A 19,228-nucleotide genomic window follows, 5' to 3' on the forward strand; every position below is an offset into this window, starting at 1 on the left:
TCATCCTCACAGCCCTTTTTCCGCTTGCGACGACGTCGAATACGGAGTTGTCCGGTGCGCGGCCGACCGATGCGGCGCCGCCCGGTGCGGAAACCGCGGCCGTCCGGCCCGGGGGCGCGCGGGCCCGGGGGCGCGCGGGCACGGGGGCGCGCGGGCACGGGGGCGCGCGGGCACGGAGAAGGCCGGGGGCCGGGCGGACCACCCGTGGTGGTCCGCCCGGCCCCCGGCCCCGCGCCGCGCCGGCTCAGCAGCCGCCGGCGACGGCCGGGATGATGGAGACCCCGGCGCCGTCCGGCGTGGCGGTGCCCAGCCCGTCGGCGAACCGCACGTCGTCGTCGTTGACGTAGACGTTCACGAAGCGGCGCAGCTTCCCGGCGTCGTCCAGCAGGCGGGCCCGGATGCCGGTGTGGCTGGCCTCCAGGTCCTCGACGACCTCGGCGAGGGTCGCGCCCTCGGCCGTGACCTCGGCGGCGCCGCCGGTGTAGGTGCGCAGGATGGTCGGGATGCGGACGTTGACGCTCATGCGAGGCCGGCCTCTCGGAAGGAAGCAAGGGTGGGTCGGATGGTCGCGGTCGGGCCGCTGCCGGCGACCGCGTCGAGGGTCTTGAGGCCGTCGCCGGTGTTGAGCACCACGGTCTCGGCGGCGGGGTCGAGGACGCCCTGCTCCAGCAGCTTGCGCAGCACGCCGACGGTGACGCCGCCGGCGGTCTCGGCGAAGACGCCCTCGGTGCGGGCGAGCAGGCGGATGGCGTCGACCACCTCGGCGTCGGAGACGTCCTCGACGGCTCCGCCGGTGCGGCGGGCGATGTCCAGCACGTAGGGGCCGTCCGCGGGGTTGCCGATCGCCAGCGACTTGGCGATGGTGTCGGGCCGCACGGGGCGGACCACGTCGTGCCCGGCCTTGTACGCGGCGGCGACGGGCGAGCAGCCGGTGGCCTGGGCGGCGAAGATCCGGTACGGCCGGTCCTCGACGAGGCCGAGGGCGATCAGCTCCCTCAGCCCCTTGTCGATCTTGGTGAGCTGGGAGCCGGACGCCACCGGGACGACGAGCTGGTCCGGGATCCGCCAGCCGAGCTGCTCGCAGATCTCGTACGCCAGGGTCTTGGAGCCCTCGGCGTAGTACGGGCGCAGGTTGACGTTGACGAAGCCCCAGCCCTCGCCGGCCGGGTCGCCGATCAGCTCCGAGCAGAAGCGGTTGACGTCGTCGTACGAGCCCTCGATGGCCACCAGCTCGCCGCCGTAGACGGCGGCCATCACGACCTTGCCCGCCTCCAGGTCGTGCGGGATGAAGACGCAGGACCGCAGGCCCGCCCGGGCCGCGGCGGCGCCCACCGCGCCGGCGAGGTTGCCGGTGGAGGAGCAGGAGAGGGTGGTGAAGCCGAAGGCGCGGGCCGCCTCGACGGCGATCGCGACCACCCGGTCCTTGAAGGAGTGGGTGGGGTTGCCGGAGTCGTCCTTGACGTGGAGGCCGCCGGTGATCCCCAGCTCGGCGGCCAGGTTGTCGGCCCGGACGAGCCGGGTCCAGCCCGGGTGCAGGCCCGGGTGGGAGGCGGCGTCGGCGGGGACGGGCAGCAGCGGGGCGTAGCGCCAGATGCTGGTGGGGCCGGACTCGATCCGCCGGCGCAGTTCCTCGGGATCGCCGCCGGGCAGGTCGTAGGCGACCTCCAGCGGCCCGAAACACTCGGGGCAGGCGAAGCTCGGGCCGAGCGGCGCGCGGGCGCCGCACTCGCGGCAGGACAGCGCGACGGCGGGGCCGAGGTCGACGGCGGGGCCGGGACCGGCGGTGGGGGCGGGTGCCGCGGATGCGGCGGTCTGCACAGCCATGGTGGCGAGGCCTCTCTCCTCATCTTCCCCGCGGCGCGTCTCGCCGCGGGACGGAATTGGCACCCTGTCCACCGGGGCCCCGCGCATGGTGCGAAGCCGGTGGAGGGTTGCCGGGACTTCACCGGGCCGTTCCCTCAGTCCCTCTGGATGAGCTGTGTGGCACCCGTGGCGGGCGCGTTTGTCCGCGGCCGACCCCGGCGTGCGAGGGTCGTACCGCTTGTTCAAGACTGTAACGGACGGTCCCGCCGTGGACAGGGGGCGTCCGCCACGCGAGACGGACCGCCGGGCCGTCACCGGACCGGAGCGACGAGAGGGACACGAGTGCTCGACGAGGTGGAGGACTGGCTTCGCCGCCGGTCCTGGTCCGCCGCCGACCGGCCGCTGGGCACGCTGCTGGCGGCCAAGGAGGCGGCCGGCCCCGCGGGCACCGTCAGCGTGGTCCTCCCCGCGCTGGACGAGGAGTCGACGGTCGGGGAGATCGTCTCGGTGATCCGCCGGGAGCTGGTGGAGCGGGCGCCGCTGGTGGACGACCTGGTGGTGCTGGACTCCGGCTCCACCGACCGCACCGCGGCGGTCGCGGAGGCGGCCGGCGCCCGGGTGGTGCACCGCGACACGGTGCTGCCGCGGGTCCCGGCGGTGCCCGGCAAGGGCGAGGTGCTGTGGCGGTCGCTGCTGGCGACCTCCGGCGAGATCGTCTGCTTCGTCGACGCCGACCTGCGGGAGTTCTCCGCCGACCTCGTCTCCGGCACGGTCGGCCCGCTGCTGACCGACCCCGGGATCCAGCTGGTGAAGGCCATGTACGACCGGCCGCTGGAGGCCGGCGGCGCGGTGGTGCCGGCCGGCGGCGGCCGGGTGACCGAGCTGGTGGCGCGACCGCTGCTGAACCTGCACTGGCCGCAGCTGGCCGGCTTCGTCCAGCCGCTCGGCGGCGAGTACGCGGCCCGCCGGTCGCTGCTGGAGCGGCTGCACTTCCCCACCGGGTACGGCGTGGAGCTGGGCCTGCTGGTGGACGCGCTGGACGAGGCGGGCCTGGACGCGCTCGCCCAGGTCGACGTCGGCGTGCGCCACCACCGCCACCAGGACGGCCAGGCCCTCGGCCGGATGGCGGCCACCATCTACCGCACCGCGCTGGAGCGGCTGGTGCGCACGGGCCGGCTCAAGGGCGACGAGGAGGGGCTGGTGCGGCCGCTGCTCACCCAGTTCTCCCGCGCGGCCGACGGGGCGCCGGAGGGGGGCGGGGGCGGCGGGTTCGTCCCCCACACGCACCCCGTCCCGGTGCTGGAGCGGCCGCCGATGGCCGGTGTCCCGGAGTACCGGGCCCGGCGCGCGGCGTAGCGACGGGTTTGCAGGTCACCCCGCACGGCAAGGTACGGGGCATGGCCGAGACCGCAGCACGTCCCGATCTCCCCGCCCCCGCCCGCGGCGGCGCGCCCGTCCTGGTGGCCTCGAACAGAGGGCCGGTGTCCTTCACCGTCGGGGACGACGGGGGGCTGTCGCTGAAGCGGGGCGGCGGGGGGCTCGTCTCCGGGCTGTCCGCGATCGGGGACACGGACGCCGTCTGGGTCTGCGCGGCCCTCACCGAGGGCGACCGCACTGCGGCCCGCCAGGCCCCCTCGGGCCGCCTGGACCGGGCCGGGCACGACACCGGCGGCCAGTCCGTCCGCATGCTGGACATCGACCCCGGCACCTTCGCCCGCGCCTACAACGGCATCGCCAACTCCACGCTCTGGTTCGTCCACCACCTGCTGTACAACACCCCCGTCGCGCCCGACTTCGACGAGCGGTTCCGCAAGGAGTGGGCGTCGTACGAGACGTACAACGCCGCCTTCGCCGACGCCCTCGCCGAGGAGGCCGCCGAGGGGGCGGCGGTCCTGGTGCAGGACTACCACCTCACGCTGGTGCCCGGCCTGCTCCGCGAACGCCGCCCGGACCTGCGGATCGGGCACTTCTCGCACACGCCGTGGGCGCCGCCGGACTACTACCGGATGCTGCCCGACGACGTGGCGCGCGAGGTGCTCACCGGCATCCTGGGCGCCGACCGGGCGGCCTTCCTCACCCGCCGCTGGGCGGACGCCTTCGCCGACTGCTGCGAGGACGTCCTGGGGGCCCGGGTGGAGCGGCCCGCCGACGGCGGCGACCTGCGGATCGTCCACGGGGGCCGGACCACCCGCATCGGTGTGCACGGACTGGGCGCCGACGCGGACTTCCTGCGGGAGCGGGCGCACCGGCCCGACGTCGACTCCCGGCTGGCGACGCTGCGTGAGGCCGTGGGCGACCGCAGGGTGGTGGTCCGGGTGGACCGCACCGAGCTGTCGAAGAACATCGTGCGCGGCCTGCTCGCCTACCGGCACCTGCTGCGCACCCGCCCCGAGTGGCACGACCGGGTGGTGCACGTCGCGTTCGCCTACCCCTCGCGGCACGACCTGCCGGAGTACCGCGAGTACACGGCCGCCGTGCAGCGGATCGCGCGGGAGGTCAACGACGAGTTCGGCACCGAGGGCTGGCAGCCGCTGATCCTGCACGTCGAGGACGACTTCCCGCGGTCGCTGGCCGCCTACCGGCTGGCCGACGTGGCGCTGGTCAACCCGATCCGGGACGGCATGAACCTCGTCGCCAAGGAGATCCCGGTGGTCTCCGACCAGGGCTGCGCCCTGGTGCTCTCCCGGGAGGCGGGCGCCCACGCCGAGCTGGGCGAGGACGCGGTCACCGTCAACCCCTACGACGTGGTCGCCACGGCGGAGGCGCTGCACCGGGCGCTGTCCATGCCCGCCTCCGAGCGGACCGACCGCAGCAAGCGGCTCGCCGCCGCGGCGACGGCGCTGCCGCCCCAGCAGTGGTTCCTGGACCAGCTGGCGGCGCTGCGCGGCTGAGCGGGGCCGGACGGCCGGCGTGCCCGGGGCGGCCCGGGCACGTCGGCCGTGCGGACTACGCGCGGGGCGCCCCCAGGACGTCCGCGAGGGCGTCGAGCAGGGCGACCACGCCCGCCGGGCCGGGGACGACAAGGTCGGCGCGCTCCTGGAGCTCCCGGACGGGCGCCTCGCCGTCGGCGGTGGCGCTGCAGACCAGCAGTCCGGGGACGCCCTCGCCGCGCAGCTGCTCGACGGCGGCGTAGGCCGCCAGGTCGCCCAGGTCGTCGCCCGCGTAGAGCACCGACCGGGCCTTGCGCTCGTGCAGGAAGTCGCCGAGCGCCACGCCCTTGTCGACCCCGGGCGGGCGCAGCTCCAGCACCATGCGGCCGGGCTCGCCCACCAGGCCGTGCTCCCCGGCCAGGCGCAGCAGGGGTTCGCGCAGCTGCGCCAGGGCGGTGTCGGGGTCCTCGGTGCGGCGGGTGTGGACGGCGACCGCGCGGCCCTTGTCCTCCACCCAGGTGCCCTCCCAGGCGCCGATCCGGTCGAGGAACCCGGGCAGCTCGGCGCGGACGGCGGCGACGCCCGGGTGGACGCCGGGGGCCCGGACCTCGCCGGTGACGGCGTCCCACCGCTCGGCGCCGTAGTGGCCGAGGACGACCAGGTGCTCCAGGCCGGGCACGCCGGCGAAGCCCCCGTACCGCACGGCGACGCCGGCCGGGCGGCCGGTGACGACGGCGACGGCGCCCACCAGCGGGGCCAGCCGGGCCAGCGCGGGCACGGCGCCGGGGTGGGCGCGCGCGCTGTCGGGGTCGGGGACGATGGGGGCCAGGGTGCCGTCGAAGTCGAGGGCGACGACGGCGTGCGACGGGTCCGCGGCCAGCACGGCGAGACCCTCCGCCCCTGCGGCGGTGGTCGGCTCGGGGATGCCCATGTCGGCGACACTACCCACGCGGGGGGCGGTCAAGCCCGGGCGCGGCGGATGCCGGGCGTGCCGCCCGGGCCCGGGGCGGCACGGCCGCCGCAGCGGACCGGCCGCCGCCGCGGCCCCCGGGGCCGCGGCGGCCGGGCGGCCGCTCAGCGGTGGCCGCGGCGCGACTCGCGGATCCGGCGGAGGCGGTTGACGAGCACCGGCGCGTGGGCGAGCGCCTCGGGGCGGTCCAGCAGGCCGCCCAGCAGCTGGTAGTAGCGGGCCGGGGAGATGCCGAGCTCCTCCCGGATGGCCTGCTCCTTGGCGCCCGGCGTGCGCCACTGGCGCGCCTCGAGGGCGAGGACCGCGCGGTCGCGGTCACTGAGGGGCGAGGCGTCCATCAGGGCCTCCTCCCGGTCCGACGGCACGAACTGCGGTACGACCTGTCATTCTGCCCGCCGCCTCTGACGCACTCTGCTCCTGCCCGGGGCGTCCGGCGGCGGCTGGCCTCCCTGCCCATGAGCATCGCACCCGCGCCGGGTTTCGCCGTGCACGTCCCCGACCTGGAGCTGGATCCCGAGCCCCTGGACCCGGGGCAGGTCGTCTCCGGCAGCCCCGAGGTGTCCGGACGGGTGCTGGGGGAGTCCCCGGACGGGAGGGTGGTCCGGGGCGTGTGGCAGATCACGCCGGGCATGGTGACGGACACCGAGGCGGACGAGCTGTTCGTGGTGCTGGAGGGACGCGCCGCGGTGGAGGTGGAGGGCGGCCCGGTGCTGGAGCTGGGGCCGGGCGACGCGGCGGTGCTGCGGGCCGGGGACCGCACGGTGCGGACCGTCCACGAGACGCTGCGCGAGGTGTACCAGGTCACCCTGCCCTGACCGGCGGGGCGGCCCCGCCCGGGGCCGCAGGGGCACGGGGGCACGGACGGACGAGGGCCGGGAGGGCCCGGGAGGCCCCGCGGACGGACAGGGACCGGCCCGCTCCGGCCCGGGGGGAGCGCACCTTCGGCCCGGCCCGGCGCGGCCCGCGACGGCCCGGGGGCGGCACACGCACGGTGTGCCGCCCCCGGGCCGTTCCCGTACGGTCCGGGCCGCGCGCCGGTCCGCACACCCGTCCGGGCGGGGTGCGGCCGGCCGGGTGTGGACCAGACCAATCACCGAACTGGACTAGACCTCTGCCCGGCAACCGGGACAGACTGTCCCCGTGACCCACGTCCTCGCACTCGATGTGGGCGGCACCGGCATGAAGGCGGCCCTGGTCGCCGCCGACGGCACGCCGCTCCACCAGGCCCGCCGCCCCACCGGCCGGGAGCACGGGCCCGACGCCGTGGTCGCCGCCGTCCTCGACTTCGCCGCCGACCTCGCCGAGGAGGCCCGCACCCGCCACGGCGGCCCGCCCGCCGCGGCCGGCGTCGCGGTCCCCGGCACGCTGGACGAGCGGAGCGGCACCGCCGTCTTCTCCGCCAACCTCGGCTGGCGCGACGTCCCGCTGCGCCGCCTGCTGTCCGAACGGCTCGGCGGCGTTCCGGTCGCCCTCGGCCACGACGTCCGCTCCGGCGGCGTCGCCGAGGGCCGGATCGGGGCGGGCCGCGGCGTCGACCGCTTCCTCTTCGTCGCGCTGGGCACCGGCATCGCCGGGGCCATCGGCATCGGCGGCCGCATCGAGGCGGGGGCCCACGGGTACGGGGGCGAGGTCGGGCACGTGGTGGTGCGCCCCGGCGGACCGCCGTGCGGCTGCGGCGCGCGCGGCTGCCTGGAGACCCTGGCGTCGGCCTCCGCCGTCGGCCGGGCCTGGGCGGCCGCGAGCGGCGACCCGGCGGCCGACGCCGCCGCCTGCGCCCGCGCCGTCGAGGCCGGCGACCCGGCGGCGGCGGAGGTCTGGCGGACCGCCGTCGACGCCCTCGCCGACGGCCTCGTCCTCTGCCAGAGCCTGCTCGACCCGTCCACGGTGATCGTCGGCGGCGGGCTGGCCGGGGCCGGGGAGACGCTGCTGGGGCCGCTGCGCGCCGCCGTGGCGGAACGGCTCACGTTCCAGGTGCCGCCGGTGATCGTGGCGGCGGCGCTCGGGGACGGCGCCGCGTGCCTGGGCGCGGGCCTGCTCGCCCGCGACCTGCTCGACCGCGGCCTGCCCGCCGACGGCCTGCCCGGCCCCGACCCGTCCGCGCCCGCCCCGCACGGCCGCGACCCGCTCACCCCGGAGGTGACCGCATGACCGCCCCCATCCGCCCCGGCGCCGACCGCACCGTGCTGGCCGGCGCCCGGCTGGTCCTCCCGTCCGGCGTCGTCGAGGACGGGGTGCTGGCCGTCGAGGGCGGCCGCATCACCGCCTCCGGCCCGGCGGGCCCCGACCCCCTGCCGGGCGCGCTGGACCTGGCCGGCCGCACGGTGGTCCCCGGCTTCGTGGACCTGCACGTCCACGGCGGCGGCGGCGCCTCCTACGCCTCCGGGGACGCCGAGGAGGCGCTGCGCGCCGCCCGCACCCACCTGGAGCACGGCACCACCACGACCATGGCGAGCACCGTCACCGGGGAGCTCGACGAGCTCTGCCGCCAGGCGGCGGTCCTCTCCGAACTGGTCGAGGACGGCGTCCTGGCGGGCGTCCACTTCGAGGGGCCGTTCATCGCCCGCGGCCGGTGCGGCGCCCACCGGCCGGACCTGCTGCGCGACCCGGACCCGGCGGTGGTCCGCCGCCTGGTGGAGGCCGCCCGGGGCACCGCCCGCATGGTCACCCTCGCACCGGAGCTGCCCGGCGGCCTGGAGTCGGTGCGGCTGCTCGCCGACCTCGGCGTGGCCGCCGCCGTCGGCCACACCGACGCCGACCACGCCACCACCCTGCGGGCGGTCGACGCGGGCGCCACCGTCGCCACGCACCTCTTCAACGCGATGCCCGCGGTCCACCACCGCGAGCCGGGCCCGGTGGTGGCGCTGCTGGAGGACGAGCGGGTGACGGTGGAGCTGGTGAACGACGGCGTCCACCTGCACCCCGCCGTCCTGCGGCTCGCCGCCGGTGCGGCGGGCGCCTCACGGGTCGCCCTCGTCACCGACGCCATGGGTGCGGCGGGCATGGGCGACGGGCGCTACCCGCTGGGGCCGCTGGAGGTCGAGGTGTCGGGCGGCGTGGCCCGCCTCGTCGGGGGCGGCGCCATCGCGGGATCGACCCTCACCCTGGACACCGCCTTCCGACGGGCCGTCACCGTCGCCGGGTTCTCCCTCACCGACGCGGTGCGGATGCTGTCGGCCAACCCGGCCGCGCTGCTGGGCCTCTCCGCCGACGTCGGCTCGCTGGAGGCCGGCCGGTACGCGGACCTGGTGGTCCTGGACTCCGCGTCCTACGACCTGGTCGCGGTGATGCGCCGCGGGCGCTGGGTCACCGGCGCCGGCCGCCTCGCACCGGTCCGCGCGGCCTGACGCACCGGCGCCCCCGGACCGTGCGGTCCGGGGGCGCCCTGTGACGTCGCGTCAGCCCGGGAACTTCTGGACGGACCGGGGGGTGAGCGCCACACGGTCCACCAGGATCCCGGCGCAGGCCGGGTTGTCGCAGGTGATGACCACGGTGTTCGCCCCCGGCTGGAGGTCCGGGTAGACGTAGGACGAGACCCAGGAGTGGGCCGCGTCCTTCTGGTGCGCGTAGTTCCTGAGGCCGATGCCGCCGGTGTGCGGCCTGCCGTTCACGGTCACGGCGGCCTGGGCGTCGCCGGCCGCGTTGCTGTAGTGCACCCAGAGGGACTGCGGGCCGTCCGCTGGCGCCTGGAGGGTCCAGGTGAGGGTGGTCCCCTGCTGGAGCACCACGTACGCCCCGTCGGAGGACTTCGCCCCCTTGACGTCGGACGCCTGCCCGCCGTTCTGCACCTGGAGCGCGGAGGCGTCCACCACCGGGTCGGTGGAGGCGGCCGGCGACGCCGGCGCGCTCGGCGAGGCCGGGGCGGAGGACGCGGTGGACGGGGAGGCCTGGGTCGCCGGGCCCGCCTTGGCGTTCTTGTCGTCGTCGCCGTCCATGAAGGCGACGGTCACGCCGACCGCGACGGCGGCCGCCACCGCGACCGCGCCGAGGAGCACCGCCCGGCTGCGCCCGCCCGCACCGCCCCGCGCCGCCGCACGGCCGCCGTGGCCGTCGCCGCCCGGCTGCGGCCGGGAGTGCTGGGCGTAGGGGGTGTGCTGGGGGGGCACGGTCTGGCCGTAGGCGGGCTGCTGCGGCGGCCGCTGGCCGTACTGGGTACGGCCCACCTGGGTCGGGTGGGCGTAGGACGTGCGGGGGACGCCTGGCTGCTGGACGGCGGTCGCCGCGTTGGCGGCCACGCCCTCCTGGCCCGCACCGCCGCCGCCCGCCGGGCGGTAGAGGTAGGCGAACGGGTCGTCGTCCTCGGGCACTCCATTGCTGCCGGCCGTCATGCGGTCGTCAACTCCCCACTGCGGTAGGCCTGGCCACCATGAGGACGCGCGCCGGGGCCGCACGGTTCACCCGGAAGCGGGGACGTGTGCGGCCGGAGGGCGGACGGTCGAGGCGGCAGGTCTGAGCACATGATCGATTCGTGTCCGCGGCGCACGGCCGCGAGTCGAGACATAGGACACCCGTACCCGTGGCACCTTACCCCGGACGGGTGACGAGCACGAACGGTGCCGCGGCGCCCGTCCGGCGCCCGTCCGGCGCCCGTCCGGCGCCGGGACCGCGGCCGGGTGCACCGCCGCCCGGGGCCGCGCGCGGGGCGCGCGCGGGGCGCGCGCGGGGCGCGCGCGGCCCTCCGCCGCGCCCGGCGGCGGGGCCCGCGGCGGACGCGTCGGCCCCGGGCGGCCCGGGGAGGACCGGCGGCCCCGGGGCCCGGTGGCGGACCGTCAGCCCGCGCGCCGGTGGGAGCGCGGGCCGCCGCCGTGCTGCGGTCCGCGGGCGCCCCGCGAGGAGCCGCCGCGGGAGCGCTTCTCCACGTACATCAGCTCGTCGGCGGTGTGCAGGACCTCCTCGATGGACATCCCGCAGCCCGCCCAGCCGATACCGAGGCTCACGCCGACCCGCATGGCCCGCCCGTCGATCCGCATCGGCGGGATGACGGCCGTGCGCAGCCGGCCGGCGAGGTCCTTCGCCTCGTCGCGCCCGATGTTGTCGGCGAGCACCACGAACTCGTCGCCGCCGAGCCGGGCCACCGTGTCGCCCTCCCGGACCACGTGCTGCAGCCTCCGGGCGACCTCCACCAGCACCGCGTCGCCGGCGTTGTGGCCGAACCGGTCGTTGATGGACTTGAAGCCGTCCAGGTCGCAGAAGATGACCGCCAGGCCCTTGGCGGGGGCGCCGGGCTGCGGCGCGTCCGGGGCGGCGGCGTCCGGGACGACCGCGTGGACGTGGTCGTAGCCGTAGGGGGAGCCCAGGACCTGCGGGCCGTAGCCGTCGGGCACGCCGTAGCCGTGCACGGCCAGGTCGGCGCCGAGGGCGGCCTCCAGGTCGGGCCCCGGCGCCAGGCCGAGGGCGGCGCCCAGGCTGTCGCCGAGGGGGACGTTCGCACCGCCGAGGGCGGCCGTCCCGGACGCCGCCGCGCCGCCGGGGCCCTGCGGGAGGGTGCAGAGCCGGAGGCTGAGGCGGGTGCGCAGCTCGGCGCCGTTGGGCAGGCCGGTGAGGGCGTCGTGGCTGGCCCGGTGGGCGAGCTGGAGCTCGTGGCGCTTGCGGTCCTCGATGTCCTCGACGTGGGTGAGGAGGAAGCGGGGCCCCTCGGAGGCGTCGGCGACGACGGAGTTGCGCAGGCAGACCCAGAGGTAGCTGCCGTCGCGCCGGGAGAGCCGCAGCTCGGCGCGGCCGCCCTCGGCGCTGGTCCGGTCCAGCAGGGCGCGGTCCTCGGGGTGGACGAGGTCGGCGAAGCTCTGCCGCCGCAGGACGGCGCGCGGGCGGCCGAGGAGGCGGCACAGGGCGTCGTTGACGCGGGAGAGCTTGCCGCGCTGCAGGCCGTGGAGCTCGGTGATGGCCATGCCGCTGGGGGCGTACTCGAAGGCCTGGCGGAAGCTCTCCTCGCTGGCCCGCAGGGCCTGCTGCTCCTTCTCCAGGCGGGCGAGCGCCCGCTGCATCTCCGCGCGTAGACGAGCGTTGCCGATGGCGATGGACGCCTGGAGGGAGAACATCTCCAGGGCCTCGCGGGTCCACGCGCCCGGCCGCTTGCCGTTGCGCGGCCGGTCCACCGAGAGCACGCCGAGCAGCTCCCCGCCCGGGCTGTACATGGGGGCGAGCAGCACGTCGGCGGGGTGCCAGTCGGTCTCGTCGCGCGGCATCGGGCCGTCGCCGGTCCAGCTGGGGATGTCGGGGGCGATGGCCCAGCCGCGGTCGTACGGGACGAAGCGGAGCGTGCCCCAGTGCTCGCCGACGTTGAGCAGCCGCTCCCAGGACTCGCGGGAGCCGACCTGGCCGAGGAGCACCCCGGGACCGCCGCACCCGGTCTCCTGCAGCTCCCACACCGCCGCGATGACGAGGTCGCCGTCGGGGCGCACCAGGCTGACGGCCGCCGCGTCGAACCCCATGCCGCTGACCGCGCCCTCGACGACGGCCTGCAGGGTCCCGGCCAGGCTCCGGGCAGCGTTGAGGTCCGCCACGACCCTGTGCAAGGTGCGAAGGGTCGCCAAGCGGACATAGGGCTCCGACTCGGCTTCCATGCGGGGTCTCCCCGAGTCCTCGACTGCTAGCGCGTTGGTTGCTTCTTGAATGGTTATCGTCCAATTGCCAGAAGAACTGAATCACAGGGAGCACATCGACCGGCACGCTCGGTCAGCGATAGACGGTCACTTGTGACCCAAATCACATCACCGGCGGGCATCCGCAACGTCCCGCCCCGGCAGGGCGCCCCCGGAACCCCGATGCCGCACCTCCCCTCCGCCGGCGCCCGGCTCCAGGAACTGAACGCGCGGGCCGCCCCGCGGGCCGCCCGCGTTCACCCCCGGAAGCGAGGAACGGGCGCTCGGACCCGTACCCTCCCCGATTTCCCCGAGTCTCCCCCGGCCCTTCACGGGATCTTCCCGGCCCCCTTCGACACCCTCCTCCGGCGGTCCCGGCCCGGCGGTCCCGTCCGGCGGTCCCGCGCCCCGGGCCGGGGTCCTACGACCGGGGCCCGATGCGGCAGGCGAGCGCCGCCGACTACCGTGCCAGAGGTGTACAACGCCCCGCAGAGCACCCAGGACGCCACCGCCCCCGACCCCGCGGCCCCCCAGGCCCGCCATCCTGGAGGGGTGACGCAGCAGCCGGGAGACCCCCGCCCCCGCACCGGCGCGCGGGAGGCCACGCCCGACGAGTTCCGGGCCGCGCTCTCCCGGCTGGCGGCCGGCGTGGTGCTGCTGACCGCCCACGACCCCGAGGACGGCCCCCGCGGGGAGGACGTGGGCATGACCGCCACCGCGTTCCTGTCGGTCTCCCTGGAGCCGCCGCTGGTGCTGGTGTCGGTCCGCGAGGACTCCCGGATGGACGAACTGCTCTCCCGGGTCGACCGCTGGGCCGTGTCGGTGCTGGACGACGGGCACCGGAAGGTCGCCTCCCGGTTCGCCATGAAGGGCCGGATCAGCGACCGGCTGCTGTTCGCCGACACCGGCCACCGGCGCGGCGAGGCCAGCGGCGCACCCCTGGTCGACGGGGCGCTCGCCACGGTCGAGTGCGCCACCGAGCAGCGGGTGGCCGCCGGCGACCACACCCTGCTGATCGGGCGCGTGCTGACCGCGCAGGTCCCCGCGCCGGACGCCCGGCCGCTGCTGTACTTCCGCGGCGACTACCGCACCCTGGGCTGACCCGGGGCCTCCCTCCGGGGCGCCGGCCCCGGCCCGTCTACTCGCTCCAGCCGCTGCGGCCGCGCTTGACCTCCGAGCGGCGGCGCTTGTTCTCCAGCCTGCGCTCCACCATGCCCCGGCTGGGCCGGGTGGCCCGCCGCGCCTTCGGCGGCGGCGCGGTCGCCTCCGCGAGCAGCGCCCCCAGCCGGGCGGCGGCCGCCTCGCGGTTGCGCCACTGCGAGCGGTGCTCGGAGGCCCGCACGACGACGTACCGGCCCTCCACCAGCCGTCCGGCCAGCCGCTCCAGGGCGCGCTCCCTGAGCACCGGCGGCAGGGCGGCCGAGGCGGCGAGGTCCCAGCGCAGCTCCACCTGGCTGTCGGAGGTGTTGACGTGCTGCCCGCCGGGACCGGACGAGCGTGAGAAGCGCCACTGGAGCTCGGCGTCGGGGACGACCACCGAACCCCGCACGCGGATGGGCTCAGGCATGCCCCCCATGATCCCGCGGCGGCCGCGCCCGGTCACGCGGTTATCGCGCGGCGGCCGCCCGGTGCGCGCGGCTCCCCGGTCCACTCGGCGCCCGGACGTGCGGGCGTGCGGGCGTGCGGGCGTGCGGGCGTGCGGCCGGCCGCCGGAGCGGCCGGGCAGCCGGGCGGCGGGGCGCCCCGCCCGTCCACCCGTGCCACGGCCCGTGCCGCCGCCCGCGAGAATGGACGGGTGATCGACCTCGGCTACTCGCTGTCCCCCCGCTTCCCCGACCCGCCCCAGACCGACTACCGCAGCGCCGACGTCCGCACGCTGCGGCGCGACCTGTTCTGCGGCGACGTCCACCTGGAGGCCGACGGCCTGGACCTCTCCACCGCCTGGGGCTGGGTCCCGGTGCTCGACTTCGCCTGGGCTCTCTGCGACATCGCCGACCTGCTCGACCGGGACCCCGCGGGCAGCCGCAGCGCCACCGTCCGCACCGCGGAGCTGGACTTCACCGAGTCCGCCGAGCTGCTGCGCTTCGCCCGCCGCTTCGGCTGGGTCGAGATCCGGGCGGACTGGGTAGACGGCCCTCCCGCCGCCGTGCGCCACGCGGACCTGCGCCGGGAGGCGCGCGACTTCCTCCAGGACGTGCTGGCCGACCTGGTCGACATGCACCCCGGCCTCGCGGACAACCCCGCCGTGTGGTCCCTGCAGTCCCGCTTCCCCCGGGTCTGAGAGGACACCCAGGAACCGGTCCCGCCCCCCGCCGCGTTACACCCCTCGACACCGCACGACCGCAGTAGCGTGTCCGGCGGCAGCGCCGCACACGCCACGGCCCGGACGCCGCGCGACCGGGGAACGACGAGGAAGGGACACCACCCACCATGCCTGTGAGCCTGTCCAAGGGCGGCAACGTCTCGCTGACCAAGGAGGCCCCGGGTCTGACCGCGGTCACCGTCGGCCTGGGCTGGGACATCCGCACCACCACCGGGACCGACTTCGACCTCGACGCCAGCGCCATCGTGCTCAACGGCTCCGGCAAGGTCGTCTCCGACGGCCACTTCGTCTTCTTCAACAACCGCCAGACGCCGGACGGCACCGTCGTCCACACCGGCGACAACCGCACCGGCGAGGGCGCGGGCGACGACGAGCAGATCAACGTCAACCTGTCCGCACTGCCGCCCGAGGTCGAGCGGATCACCTTCCCCGTCTCCATCTACGACGCGGTCAACCGCGGGCAGAGCTTCGGCCAGGTCCGCAACGCCTACATCCGCGTGCTGAACGCCGCGGGCGGGGCCGAGATCGCCCGCTACGACCTCTCCGAGGACGCCGCCACCGAGACCGCCATGATCTTCGGCGAGCTCTACCGCAACGGCGCCGAGTGGAAGTTCCGCGCCATCGGCCAGGGCTACGCCTCCGGCCTGAGCGGCATCGCCCAGGACTTCGGCGTCAACGTCTGATCCGGGATCCGGGCGGGCCCACGCCCGCCCGTCCGCCGGTGGGAGGCCGCGTGCGGCCTCCCACCGGCGGTACGGTCGGCGGTACGGCCGGCGTCCTCGCTCCCGGCACGCCCCGGCCCGCTGCGCCCCGGGCAGCCGTGCCCGGTCCGGCCACGCCGGACCTGCCGGCACCGGCGGACCCGCCCGTACCGGCGGACCCCGTCCGGGTCGCGCTCACCCCGCTGCGGGACGCCGACCTCACGGCCGGCTCCCCCGTACTCGCGGACTCCCCCCGTGCTCGCGGGGCTGACCGCCCTGTCCAGGGGCAGCCCCGCGTACCCCCCGGGCCGCTCCGGCCGGGGGCCTCCGCCGTCTCAGCCCAGGAAGCGGTGCAGCGGCACCGACTCGGTGAGCACCATGGTCACCCGGTGGGCGAGACGCTGCCACGCCTCCTCCTCGTCCGCGGTGAGCCGCACGTCCCCGCGGTCCGCCGCCCGCAGGGCGCGGGCCAGCAGCGCGGTGTCGGCGTCCGGCACCAGGTCGACGGCGGCCAGCACCCTGGCCAGGGCGCCGACCAGCGCCGCGGGGGTCTCCCCCGCGGCGGCCGCCAGCTCGTCCAGCAGCGGGCCCGGACCGCCGTGCCCGGTCCCGCCGCCGGCGCTGCCCCGGGGACGCCCGGCGCCCGGGCCGCCCTCCGCGTCCGGGGCGGCGAGGGCCGCGGACAGCTCCCGCAGGACCGCGTACAGCAGGTCCACGTCGTCCACCGGGAGCCGCACCAGGCGCAGGCCGGCGTGCTCCCAGCGACCGTTGGGCGCCCACACCCGGGGGCCGCGGTCCACCGCCTCGGACACGACCCCGCGCAGCCGCCGCAGCGCCCCCAGCGCGGCGGCCGGTGCGGCCGCCGGGCACGCCGCGGCCGGACCGGGCCGGCCGCCGGGCACCGCCCCCGACTCGGCCAGGGGCGCCAGCAGACGTCCCTCCACCAGGTCGAACTGGCCCGCCAGCTCGACGTCCACCAGGACCAGGCGCTCCACCGCGCCGCGCTCTTCCTCCGGCATGGCTCCACTGTGCCAGCCGCCTCGGACACCCGCTCGGACAGCGGCCCCGGCCGCCGCCCGGGCACCTCCGCCCGCCGTGCCGCCCCGCGGCGCGGCGGCCTCGGCCCCGCGACGCGGCGCGGCGGTCGTACGGCGGGGCCCGGGCGACGCGGCGGCCGCGGCGGTCCGTGGATCCCCGCTGCCGGTCGGCGGCCCCGACCGGTCGGCGGCCCCGACCGGTCAGCGGTTCCGACCGGTCAGCGGTTCCGACCGGTCAGCGGTTGCGACCGGTCAGCGGTTCCGGCGGGTGACCAGTTCGGCGAGGACGAGCAGGTCGCCCGCGTCCGCCGGGTCGGGGACGGCCCGGGCCAGGTGGTCCACCGCAGCGGCCATCCGGTCGCACGCCTGGGCCTGGGCCCAGTCGCGGCCCCCGGCCCGGTCGACGGCGGCGGCGGCCCGGCGCAGCTCGGCCTCGCCCAGCGGCCGTCCGGCGGCGTAGAGGGCGGCCAGCTCGTCCGCCGCGGGGGTGCCGGACCGCAGGGCGGCGACGACCGGCAGCGACTTCTTGCGTGCGGCGAGGTCGGCGCCGACCGGCTTGCCGGTGGTCTCCGGGTCGCCCCAGATCCCGATGAGGTCGTCGATGAGCTGGAAGGCGAGGCCGGTACGGCGGCCGAAGGCGTCGAGGGCGTCCGCGGCGTCGGGACCGGCCCCGGCGTACAGGGCGCCGACGGCGCAGGCGCAGCCGAGGAGCGCGCCGGTCTTGGCCTCGGCCATGGCCAGGCACTCCTCCAGGGTGACGTCGGAGCGCTGCTCGAAGGCGCAGTCCGCGTGCTGGCCCTCGCAGAGCTCGACGACGCAGTCGGCGAGCCGGGCGGCGGCCTCGGCGGCGGCGGGGTGGGGGTCGCGGGCCAGCAGGCGCAGCGCCAGGGCGTGCAGGGCGTCGCCGGTGAGGACGGCGTCGGCGGAGCCGAACACCGACCAGGCGGTGGGCCGGTGGCGGCGGGTGGGGTCGCGGTCGATGACGTCGTCGTGGAGCAGCGTGAAGTTGTGGACCAGTTCGACGGCGGCGGCCGCGGTGACCGCGGCCCCCGGCGGCCCGCCGAGGGCCCTGGCGGCGGCCAGGACCAGGGCGGGCCGGACGGCCTTGCCGGCGTCGCCGGAGGCGGGCGTGCCGTCGGCCTCCTGCCAGCCGAAGTGGTAGGCGGCGATCCGCCGCATGGCGGCGGGCAGGGAGTCCACCGCGGCGCGCAGCGCCGGGTCCACCGCCCGCCGGGTGCGGGCGAGCACCTCCGAGGCCTCGTCGCTCTCACGGTCCAGCACGGGGCTTGCCATGTCCGTCCCTCTCTCCGCGCTGCGGCGCGGCGGTGGGTCTCCGCGCGCGGGCGCGGCGTTGGGGTGGCGGGTGCGCTGCGGTCGGCGGAGGGGGCCGGGGCCGCGGCGGGGGTGCCGCCGCGGCTCCGGCGGACGCCTCAGTCGCGGTGGGCGACCTGGACGTTCTCCAGGACGCCGAGCGCGTCCGGGACGAGGACGGCGGCCGAGTAGTAGGCGCTGACCAGGTAGGAGATGACGGCCTGGTCGTTGATCCCCATGAAGCGCACCGAGAGGCCCGGCTCGTACTCGTCGGGGATGCCGGTCTGGTGGAGGCCGATCACGCCCTGGTCGTCCTCGCCGGTGCGGAGCACCAGGACGGAGCTGGTCCGGGCCTCGCTGACCGGGATCTTGTTGCAGGGCAGGATGGGCACGCCGCGCCAGGAGGGCACCATCTGGCCCTGCACCTCGACGTTGCCGGGGTAGAGGCCGCGGCGGCTGCACTCCCGGCCGAAGGCGGCGATGGCGCGCGGGTGGGCGAGGAAGAAGCGGGAGCCGCGGCGGCGGGAGAGCAGCTCGTCCATGTCGTCCGGCGTGGGCGGCCCCGCGTGCGGCTGGATCCGCTGCCCGTAGTCGGCGTTGTGGAGGAGGCCGAACTCCGGGTTGTTGACCAGCTCGTGCTCCTGCCGCTCGCGCAGCGCCTCGACGGTCAGCCGCAGCTGCTGCCCGACCTGGTCGTGGGGGTGGTTGTAGAGGTCGGCGACGCGGGTGTGCACGCGCAGCACGGTCTGGGCCACGCTCAGCTCGTACTCGCGGGGCGACGGCTCGTAGTCGACGAAGGTGCCGGGCAGCTGCACCTCGCCGTGGTGGCCGGCGGCCATGGCGATGGCCGACTCGCCGTAGGTGTTGCGGGCGGGCCGGTCGGCGGCCGCCTCCGCGAGGTGGGCCCGCAGCTCCGGCGAGCGCTCGGCCAGCGCGGCGAGCTCGGCCCGCGGGAGCGTCAGCACGGTGCAGGGGGTGGCGGCGGTGGCGGTGTACGCCCAGCGCTCGTCGGCGCCGTCCAGCACGTGGCCGCCGAAGTGGTCGCCGTCGGCGAGCACCCCGAGGGCGGTCTCCTCGCCGTAGGCGCCGACGCCGGACTTGGCGACCTTGCCGTGCGCGATGAGGACGACCCGGTCCACCAGGCGGCCGGCCTCCGCCAGCACCTCGCCCGGCTGGACCTCGTGCTGCTCGAACCGCCCGGCCAGCTCGCGGAGCACCCCGGCGTCCCCGAAGCCGCGCAGGACGGGCAGCTCGCCGAGTTCGGCGGGCACCACCTGGACCTGGGCGCCGGTCTGCACGAACGTCATCCGGCCGTCGCCCACGGTGTAGCTCAGCCGGCGGTTCACCCGGTAGGTGCCGCCGGACACCTGCGTCCACGGCAGCATCCGCAGCAGCCAGCGGGAGCTGATCTCCTGCATCTGCGGAACGGACTTGGTGGTCGACGCCAGGTTCCTGGCCGCCGCCGTACTCAGGCTCAGCTGCGGCTGCTCGTCGTGAACCGCCGCACCCGAAGCCGTCTCGACCGACATGCAATGCCCTCCCCGGAACGAATGATGTTGGCCTGCGCGTCCATCGTGACCGCTCGATCGGCCACAAACCATCACACGTACGGGTGCATCATGCGAAAGATCACCA

Annotated in this window: 18 protein-coding genes and 1 riboswitch; of the genes, 8 read left to right on the top strand and 10 right to left on the bottom strand. The window is 77.0% G+C overall.

Going from position 1 to position 19,228, the window contains the following annotated elements; all coding sequences use genetic code 11:
• Positions 1–244: 244 nt before the first annotated feature.
• Together ACFY07_RS17645 and thrC are read right to left on the bottom strand one after the other, a co-directional pair.
• Positions 245–523 carry a MoaD/ThiS family protein gene (locus tag ACFY07_RS17645; RefSeq protein WP_390869479.1) on the bottom strand — a complete coding sequence of 93 codons (279 nt, stop codon included), beginning with the start codon at positions 521–523 and terminating at the stop codon, positions 245–247.
• Positions 520–1,824: a threonine synthase gene (gene thrC / locus ACFY07_RS17650; protein WP_390869480.1), complete on the bottom strand. Its 1,305-nt coding sequence runs from the start codon at positions 1,822–1,824 to the stop codon at positions 520–522. The genes ACFY07_RS17645 and thrC overlap by 4 nt, the downstream gene beginning before the upstream one ends.
• Positions 1,825–1,840: 16 nt before the next feature.
• A riboswitch (SAM riboswitch) is annotated at positions 1,841–1,978 on the bottom strand.
• Between the two features lie 167 nt (positions 1,979–2,145).
• Between thrC and ACFY07_RS17655 the strand changes: the two genes are divergently transcribed.
• Both ACFY07_RS17655 and ACFY07_RS17660 read left to right on the top strand, forming a co-directional pair.
• On the top strand, positions 2,146–3,159 hold the full coding sequence (locus tag ACFY07_RS17655) for a glucosyl-3-phosphoglycerate synthase (RefSeq protein WP_390869481.1): 1,014 nt from the start codon (positions 2,146–2,148) through the stop codon (positions 3,157–3,159).
• A gap of 41 nt (positions 3,160–3,200) precedes the next feature.
• Entirely contained in the window at positions 3,201–4,694 is a 1,494-nt protein-coding gene (locus ACFY07_RS17660) for a trehalose-6-phosphate synthase (protein WP_390869482.1), read from the top strand.
• Positions 4,695–4,749: 55 nt separating this feature from the next.
• Here ACFY07_RS17660 and otsB read toward each other — a convergent pair whose 3' ends face one another.
• A complete protein-coding gene (otsB, locus tag ACFY07_RS17665) occupies positions 4,750–5,604 on the bottom strand; it encodes a trehalose-phosphatase (RefSeq protein WP_390869483.1) in 855 nt (284 codons plus the stop codon).
• 143 nt (positions 5,605–5,747) lie between these two features.
• On the bottom strand, positions 5,748–5,981 hold the full coding sequence (locus ACFY07_RS17670) for a DUF3263 domain-containing protein (protein ID WP_230746981.1): 234 nt from the start codon (positions 5,979–5,981) through the stop codon (positions 5,748–5,750).
• A 117-nt stretch (positions 5,982–6,098) separates the two neighbouring features.
• Here ACFY07_RS17670 and ACFY07_RS17675 point away from each other — a divergent pair, with 117 nt between their 5' ends.
• From ACFY07_RS17675 to nagA, 3 genes are all read left to right on the top strand, one after another.
• On the top strand, positions 6,099–6,458 hold the full coding sequence (locus ACFY07_RS17675) for a cupin domain-containing protein (RefSeq protein ID WP_390869484.1): 360 nt from the start codon (positions 6,099–6,101) through the stop codon (positions 6,456–6,458).
• A 325-nt stretch (positions 6,459–6,783) separates the two neighbouring features.
• Positions 6,784–7,791, top strand: coding sequence for an ROK family protein (locus tag ACFY07_RS17680; protein ID WP_390869485.1), 1,008 nt, complete (start codon positions 6,784–6,786; stop codon positions 7,789–7,791).
• Positions 7,788–8,987 carry an N-acetylglucosamine-6-phosphate deacetylase gene (gene nagA, locus ACFY07_RS17685; RefSeq protein WP_390869486.1) on the top strand — a complete coding sequence of 400 codons (1,200 nt, stop codon included), beginning with the start codon at positions 7,788–7,790 and terminating at the stop codon, positions 8,985–8,987. The genes ACFY07_RS17680 and nagA overlap by 4 nt, the downstream gene beginning before the upstream one ends.
• A 51-nt stretch (positions 8,988–9,038) precedes the next feature.
• Here the strand turns inward: nagA and ACFY07_RS17690 are convergent, their stop codons facing one another.
• A complete protein-coding gene (locus tag ACFY07_RS17690) occupies positions 9,039–9,968 on the bottom strand; it encodes a carbohydrate-binding protein (RefSeq protein WP_390869487.1) in 930 nt (309 codons plus the stop codon).
• A 441-nt stretch (positions 9,969–10,409) separates the two neighbouring features.
• Positions 10,410–12,203, bottom strand: coding sequence for a diguanylate cyclase domain-containing protein (locus ACFY07_RS17695; RefSeq protein WP_390869488.1), 1,794 nt, complete (start codon positions 12,201–12,203; stop codon positions 10,410–10,412).
• Between the two features lie 570 nt (positions 12,204–12,773).
• Between ACFY07_RS17695 and ACFY07_RS17700 the strand changes: the two genes are divergently transcribed.
• Complete coding sequence (locus ACFY07_RS17700) at positions 12,774–13,322, top strand: flavin reductase family protein (RefSeq protein WP_230747032.1); 549 nt, start codon at positions 12,774–12,776, stop codon at positions 13,320–13,322.
• Positions 13,323–13,359: 37 nt separating this feature from the next.
• Here ACFY07_RS17700 and arfB read toward each other — a convergent pair whose 3' ends face one another.
• Positions 13,360–13,797 carry an alternative ribosome rescue aminoacyl-tRNA hydrolase ArfB gene (gene arfB / locus ACFY07_RS17705; RefSeq protein WP_390869489.1) on the bottom strand — a complete coding sequence of 146 codons (438 nt, stop codon included), beginning with the start codon at positions 13,795–13,797 and terminating at the stop codon, positions 13,360–13,362.
• A gap of 219 nt (positions 13,798–14,016) precedes the next feature.
• Between arfB and ACFY07_RS17710 the strand changes: the two genes are divergently transcribed.
• Positions 14,017–14,502 carry a hypothetical protein gene (locus ACFY07_RS17710; protein ID WP_230746973.1) on the top strand — a complete coding sequence of 162 codons (486 nt, stop codon included), beginning with the start codon at positions 14,017–14,019 and terminating at the stop codon, positions 14,500–14,502.
• 149 nt (positions 14,503–14,651) lie between these two features.
• Positions 14,652–15,227 (top strand): TerD family protein, encoded by a 576-nt coding sequence (locus ACFY07_RS17715; RefSeq protein ID WP_390869490.1) that lies wholly within the window; start codon positions 14,652–14,654, stop codon positions 15,225–15,227.
• A gap of 353 nt (positions 15,228–15,580) precedes the next feature.
• On the opposite strand, the gene ACFY07_RS17720 is transcribed toward ACFY07_RS17715, so the two are convergent.
• From ACFY07_RS17720 to ACFY07_RS17730, 3 genes are all read right to left on the bottom strand, one after another.
• Entirely contained in the window at positions 15,581–16,264 is a 684-nt protein-coding gene (locus ACFY07_RS17720; protein WP_390869491.1) for a hypothetical protein, read from the bottom strand.
• Positions 16,265–16,534: 270 nt separating this feature from the next.
• Complete coding sequence (locus ACFY07_RS17725) at positions 16,535–17,575, bottom strand: family 2 encapsulin nanocompartment cargo protein polyprenyl transferase (RefSeq protein WP_390869492.1); 1,041 nt, start codon at positions 17,573–17,575, stop codon at positions 16,535–16,537.
• Positions 17,576–17,712: 137 nt separating this feature from the next.
• Positions 17,713–19,122 carry a family 2B encapsulin nanocompartment shell protein gene (locus ACFY07_RS17730; protein WP_390869493.1) on the bottom strand — a complete coding sequence of 470 codons (1,410 nt, stop codon included), beginning with the start codon at positions 19,120–19,122 and terminating at the stop codon, positions 17,713–17,715.
• Between the last annotated feature and the right edge of the window lie 106 nt (positions 19,123–19,228).

This window comes from Streptomyces sp. NPDC001380 (assembly GCF_042895785.1).
GTDB lineage: Bacteria > Actinomycetota > Actinomycetes > Streptomycetales > Streptomycetaceae > Peterkaempfera.

What these genes read in the sequence shown, in the direction of transcription:
- ACFY07_RS17645 (WP_390869479.1), bottom strand. Translation starts at nt 523, where the DNA reads ATGAGCGTCAACGTCCGCATCCCGACCATCCTGCGCACCTACACCGGC.
- thrC (WP_390869480.1), bottom strand. Translation starts at nt 1,824, where the DNA reads ATGGCTGTGCAGACCGCCGCATCCGCGGCACCCGCCCCCACCGCCGGT.
- ACFY07_RS17660 (WP_390869482.1), top strand. Translation starts at nt 3,201, where the DNA reads ATGGCCGAGACCGCAGCACGTCCCGATCTCCCCGCCCCCGCCCGCGGC.
- otsB (WP_390869483.1), bottom strand. Translation starts at nt 5,604, where the DNA reads ATGGGCATCCCCGAGCCGACCACCGCCGCAGGGGCGGAGGGTCTCGCC.
- ACFY07_RS17670 (WP_230746981.1), bottom strand. Translation starts at nt 5,981, where the DNA reads ATGGACGCCTCGCCCCTCAGTGACCGCGACCGCGCGGTCCTCGCCCTC.
- ACFY07_RS17675 (WP_390869484.1), top strand. Translation starts at nt 6,099, where the DNA reads ATGAGCATCGCACCCGCGCCGGGTTTCGCCGTGCACGTCCCCGACCTG.
- nagA (WP_390869486.1), top strand. Translation starts at nt 7,788, where the DNA reads ATGACCGCCCCCATCCGCCCCGGCGCCGACCGCACCGTGCTGGCCGGC.
- ACFY07_RS17690 (WP_390869487.1), bottom strand. Translation starts at nt 9,968, where the DNA reads ATGACGGCCGGCAGCAATGGAGTGCCCGAGGACGACGACCCGTTCGCC.
- ACFY07_RS17695 (WP_390869488.1), bottom strand. Translation starts at nt 12,203, where the DNA reads ATGGAAGCCGAGTCGGAGCCCTATGTCCGCTTGGCGACCCTTCGCACC.
- arfB (WP_390869489.1), bottom strand. Translation starts at nt 13,797, where the DNA reads ATGGGGGGCATGCCTGAGCCCATCCGCGTGCGGGGTTCGGTGGTCGTC.
- ACFY07_RS17715 (WP_390869490.1), top strand. Translation starts at nt 14,652, where the DNA reads ATGCCTGTGAGCCTGTCCAAGGGCGGCAACGTCTCGCTGACCAAGGAG.
- ACFY07_RS17720 (WP_390869491.1), bottom strand. Translation starts at nt 16,264, where the DNA reads ATGCCGGAGGAAGAGCGCGGCGCGGTGGAGCGCCTGGTCCTGGTGGAC.
- ACFY07_RS17725 (WP_390869492.1), bottom strand. Translation starts at nt 17,575, where the DNA reads ATGGCAAGCCCCGTGCTGGACCGTGAGAGCGACGAGGCCTCGGAGGTG.
- ACFY07_RS17730 (WP_390869493.1), bottom strand. Translation starts at nt 19,122, where the DNA reads ATGTCGGTCGAGACGGCTTCGGGTGCGGCGGTTCACGACGAGCAGCCG.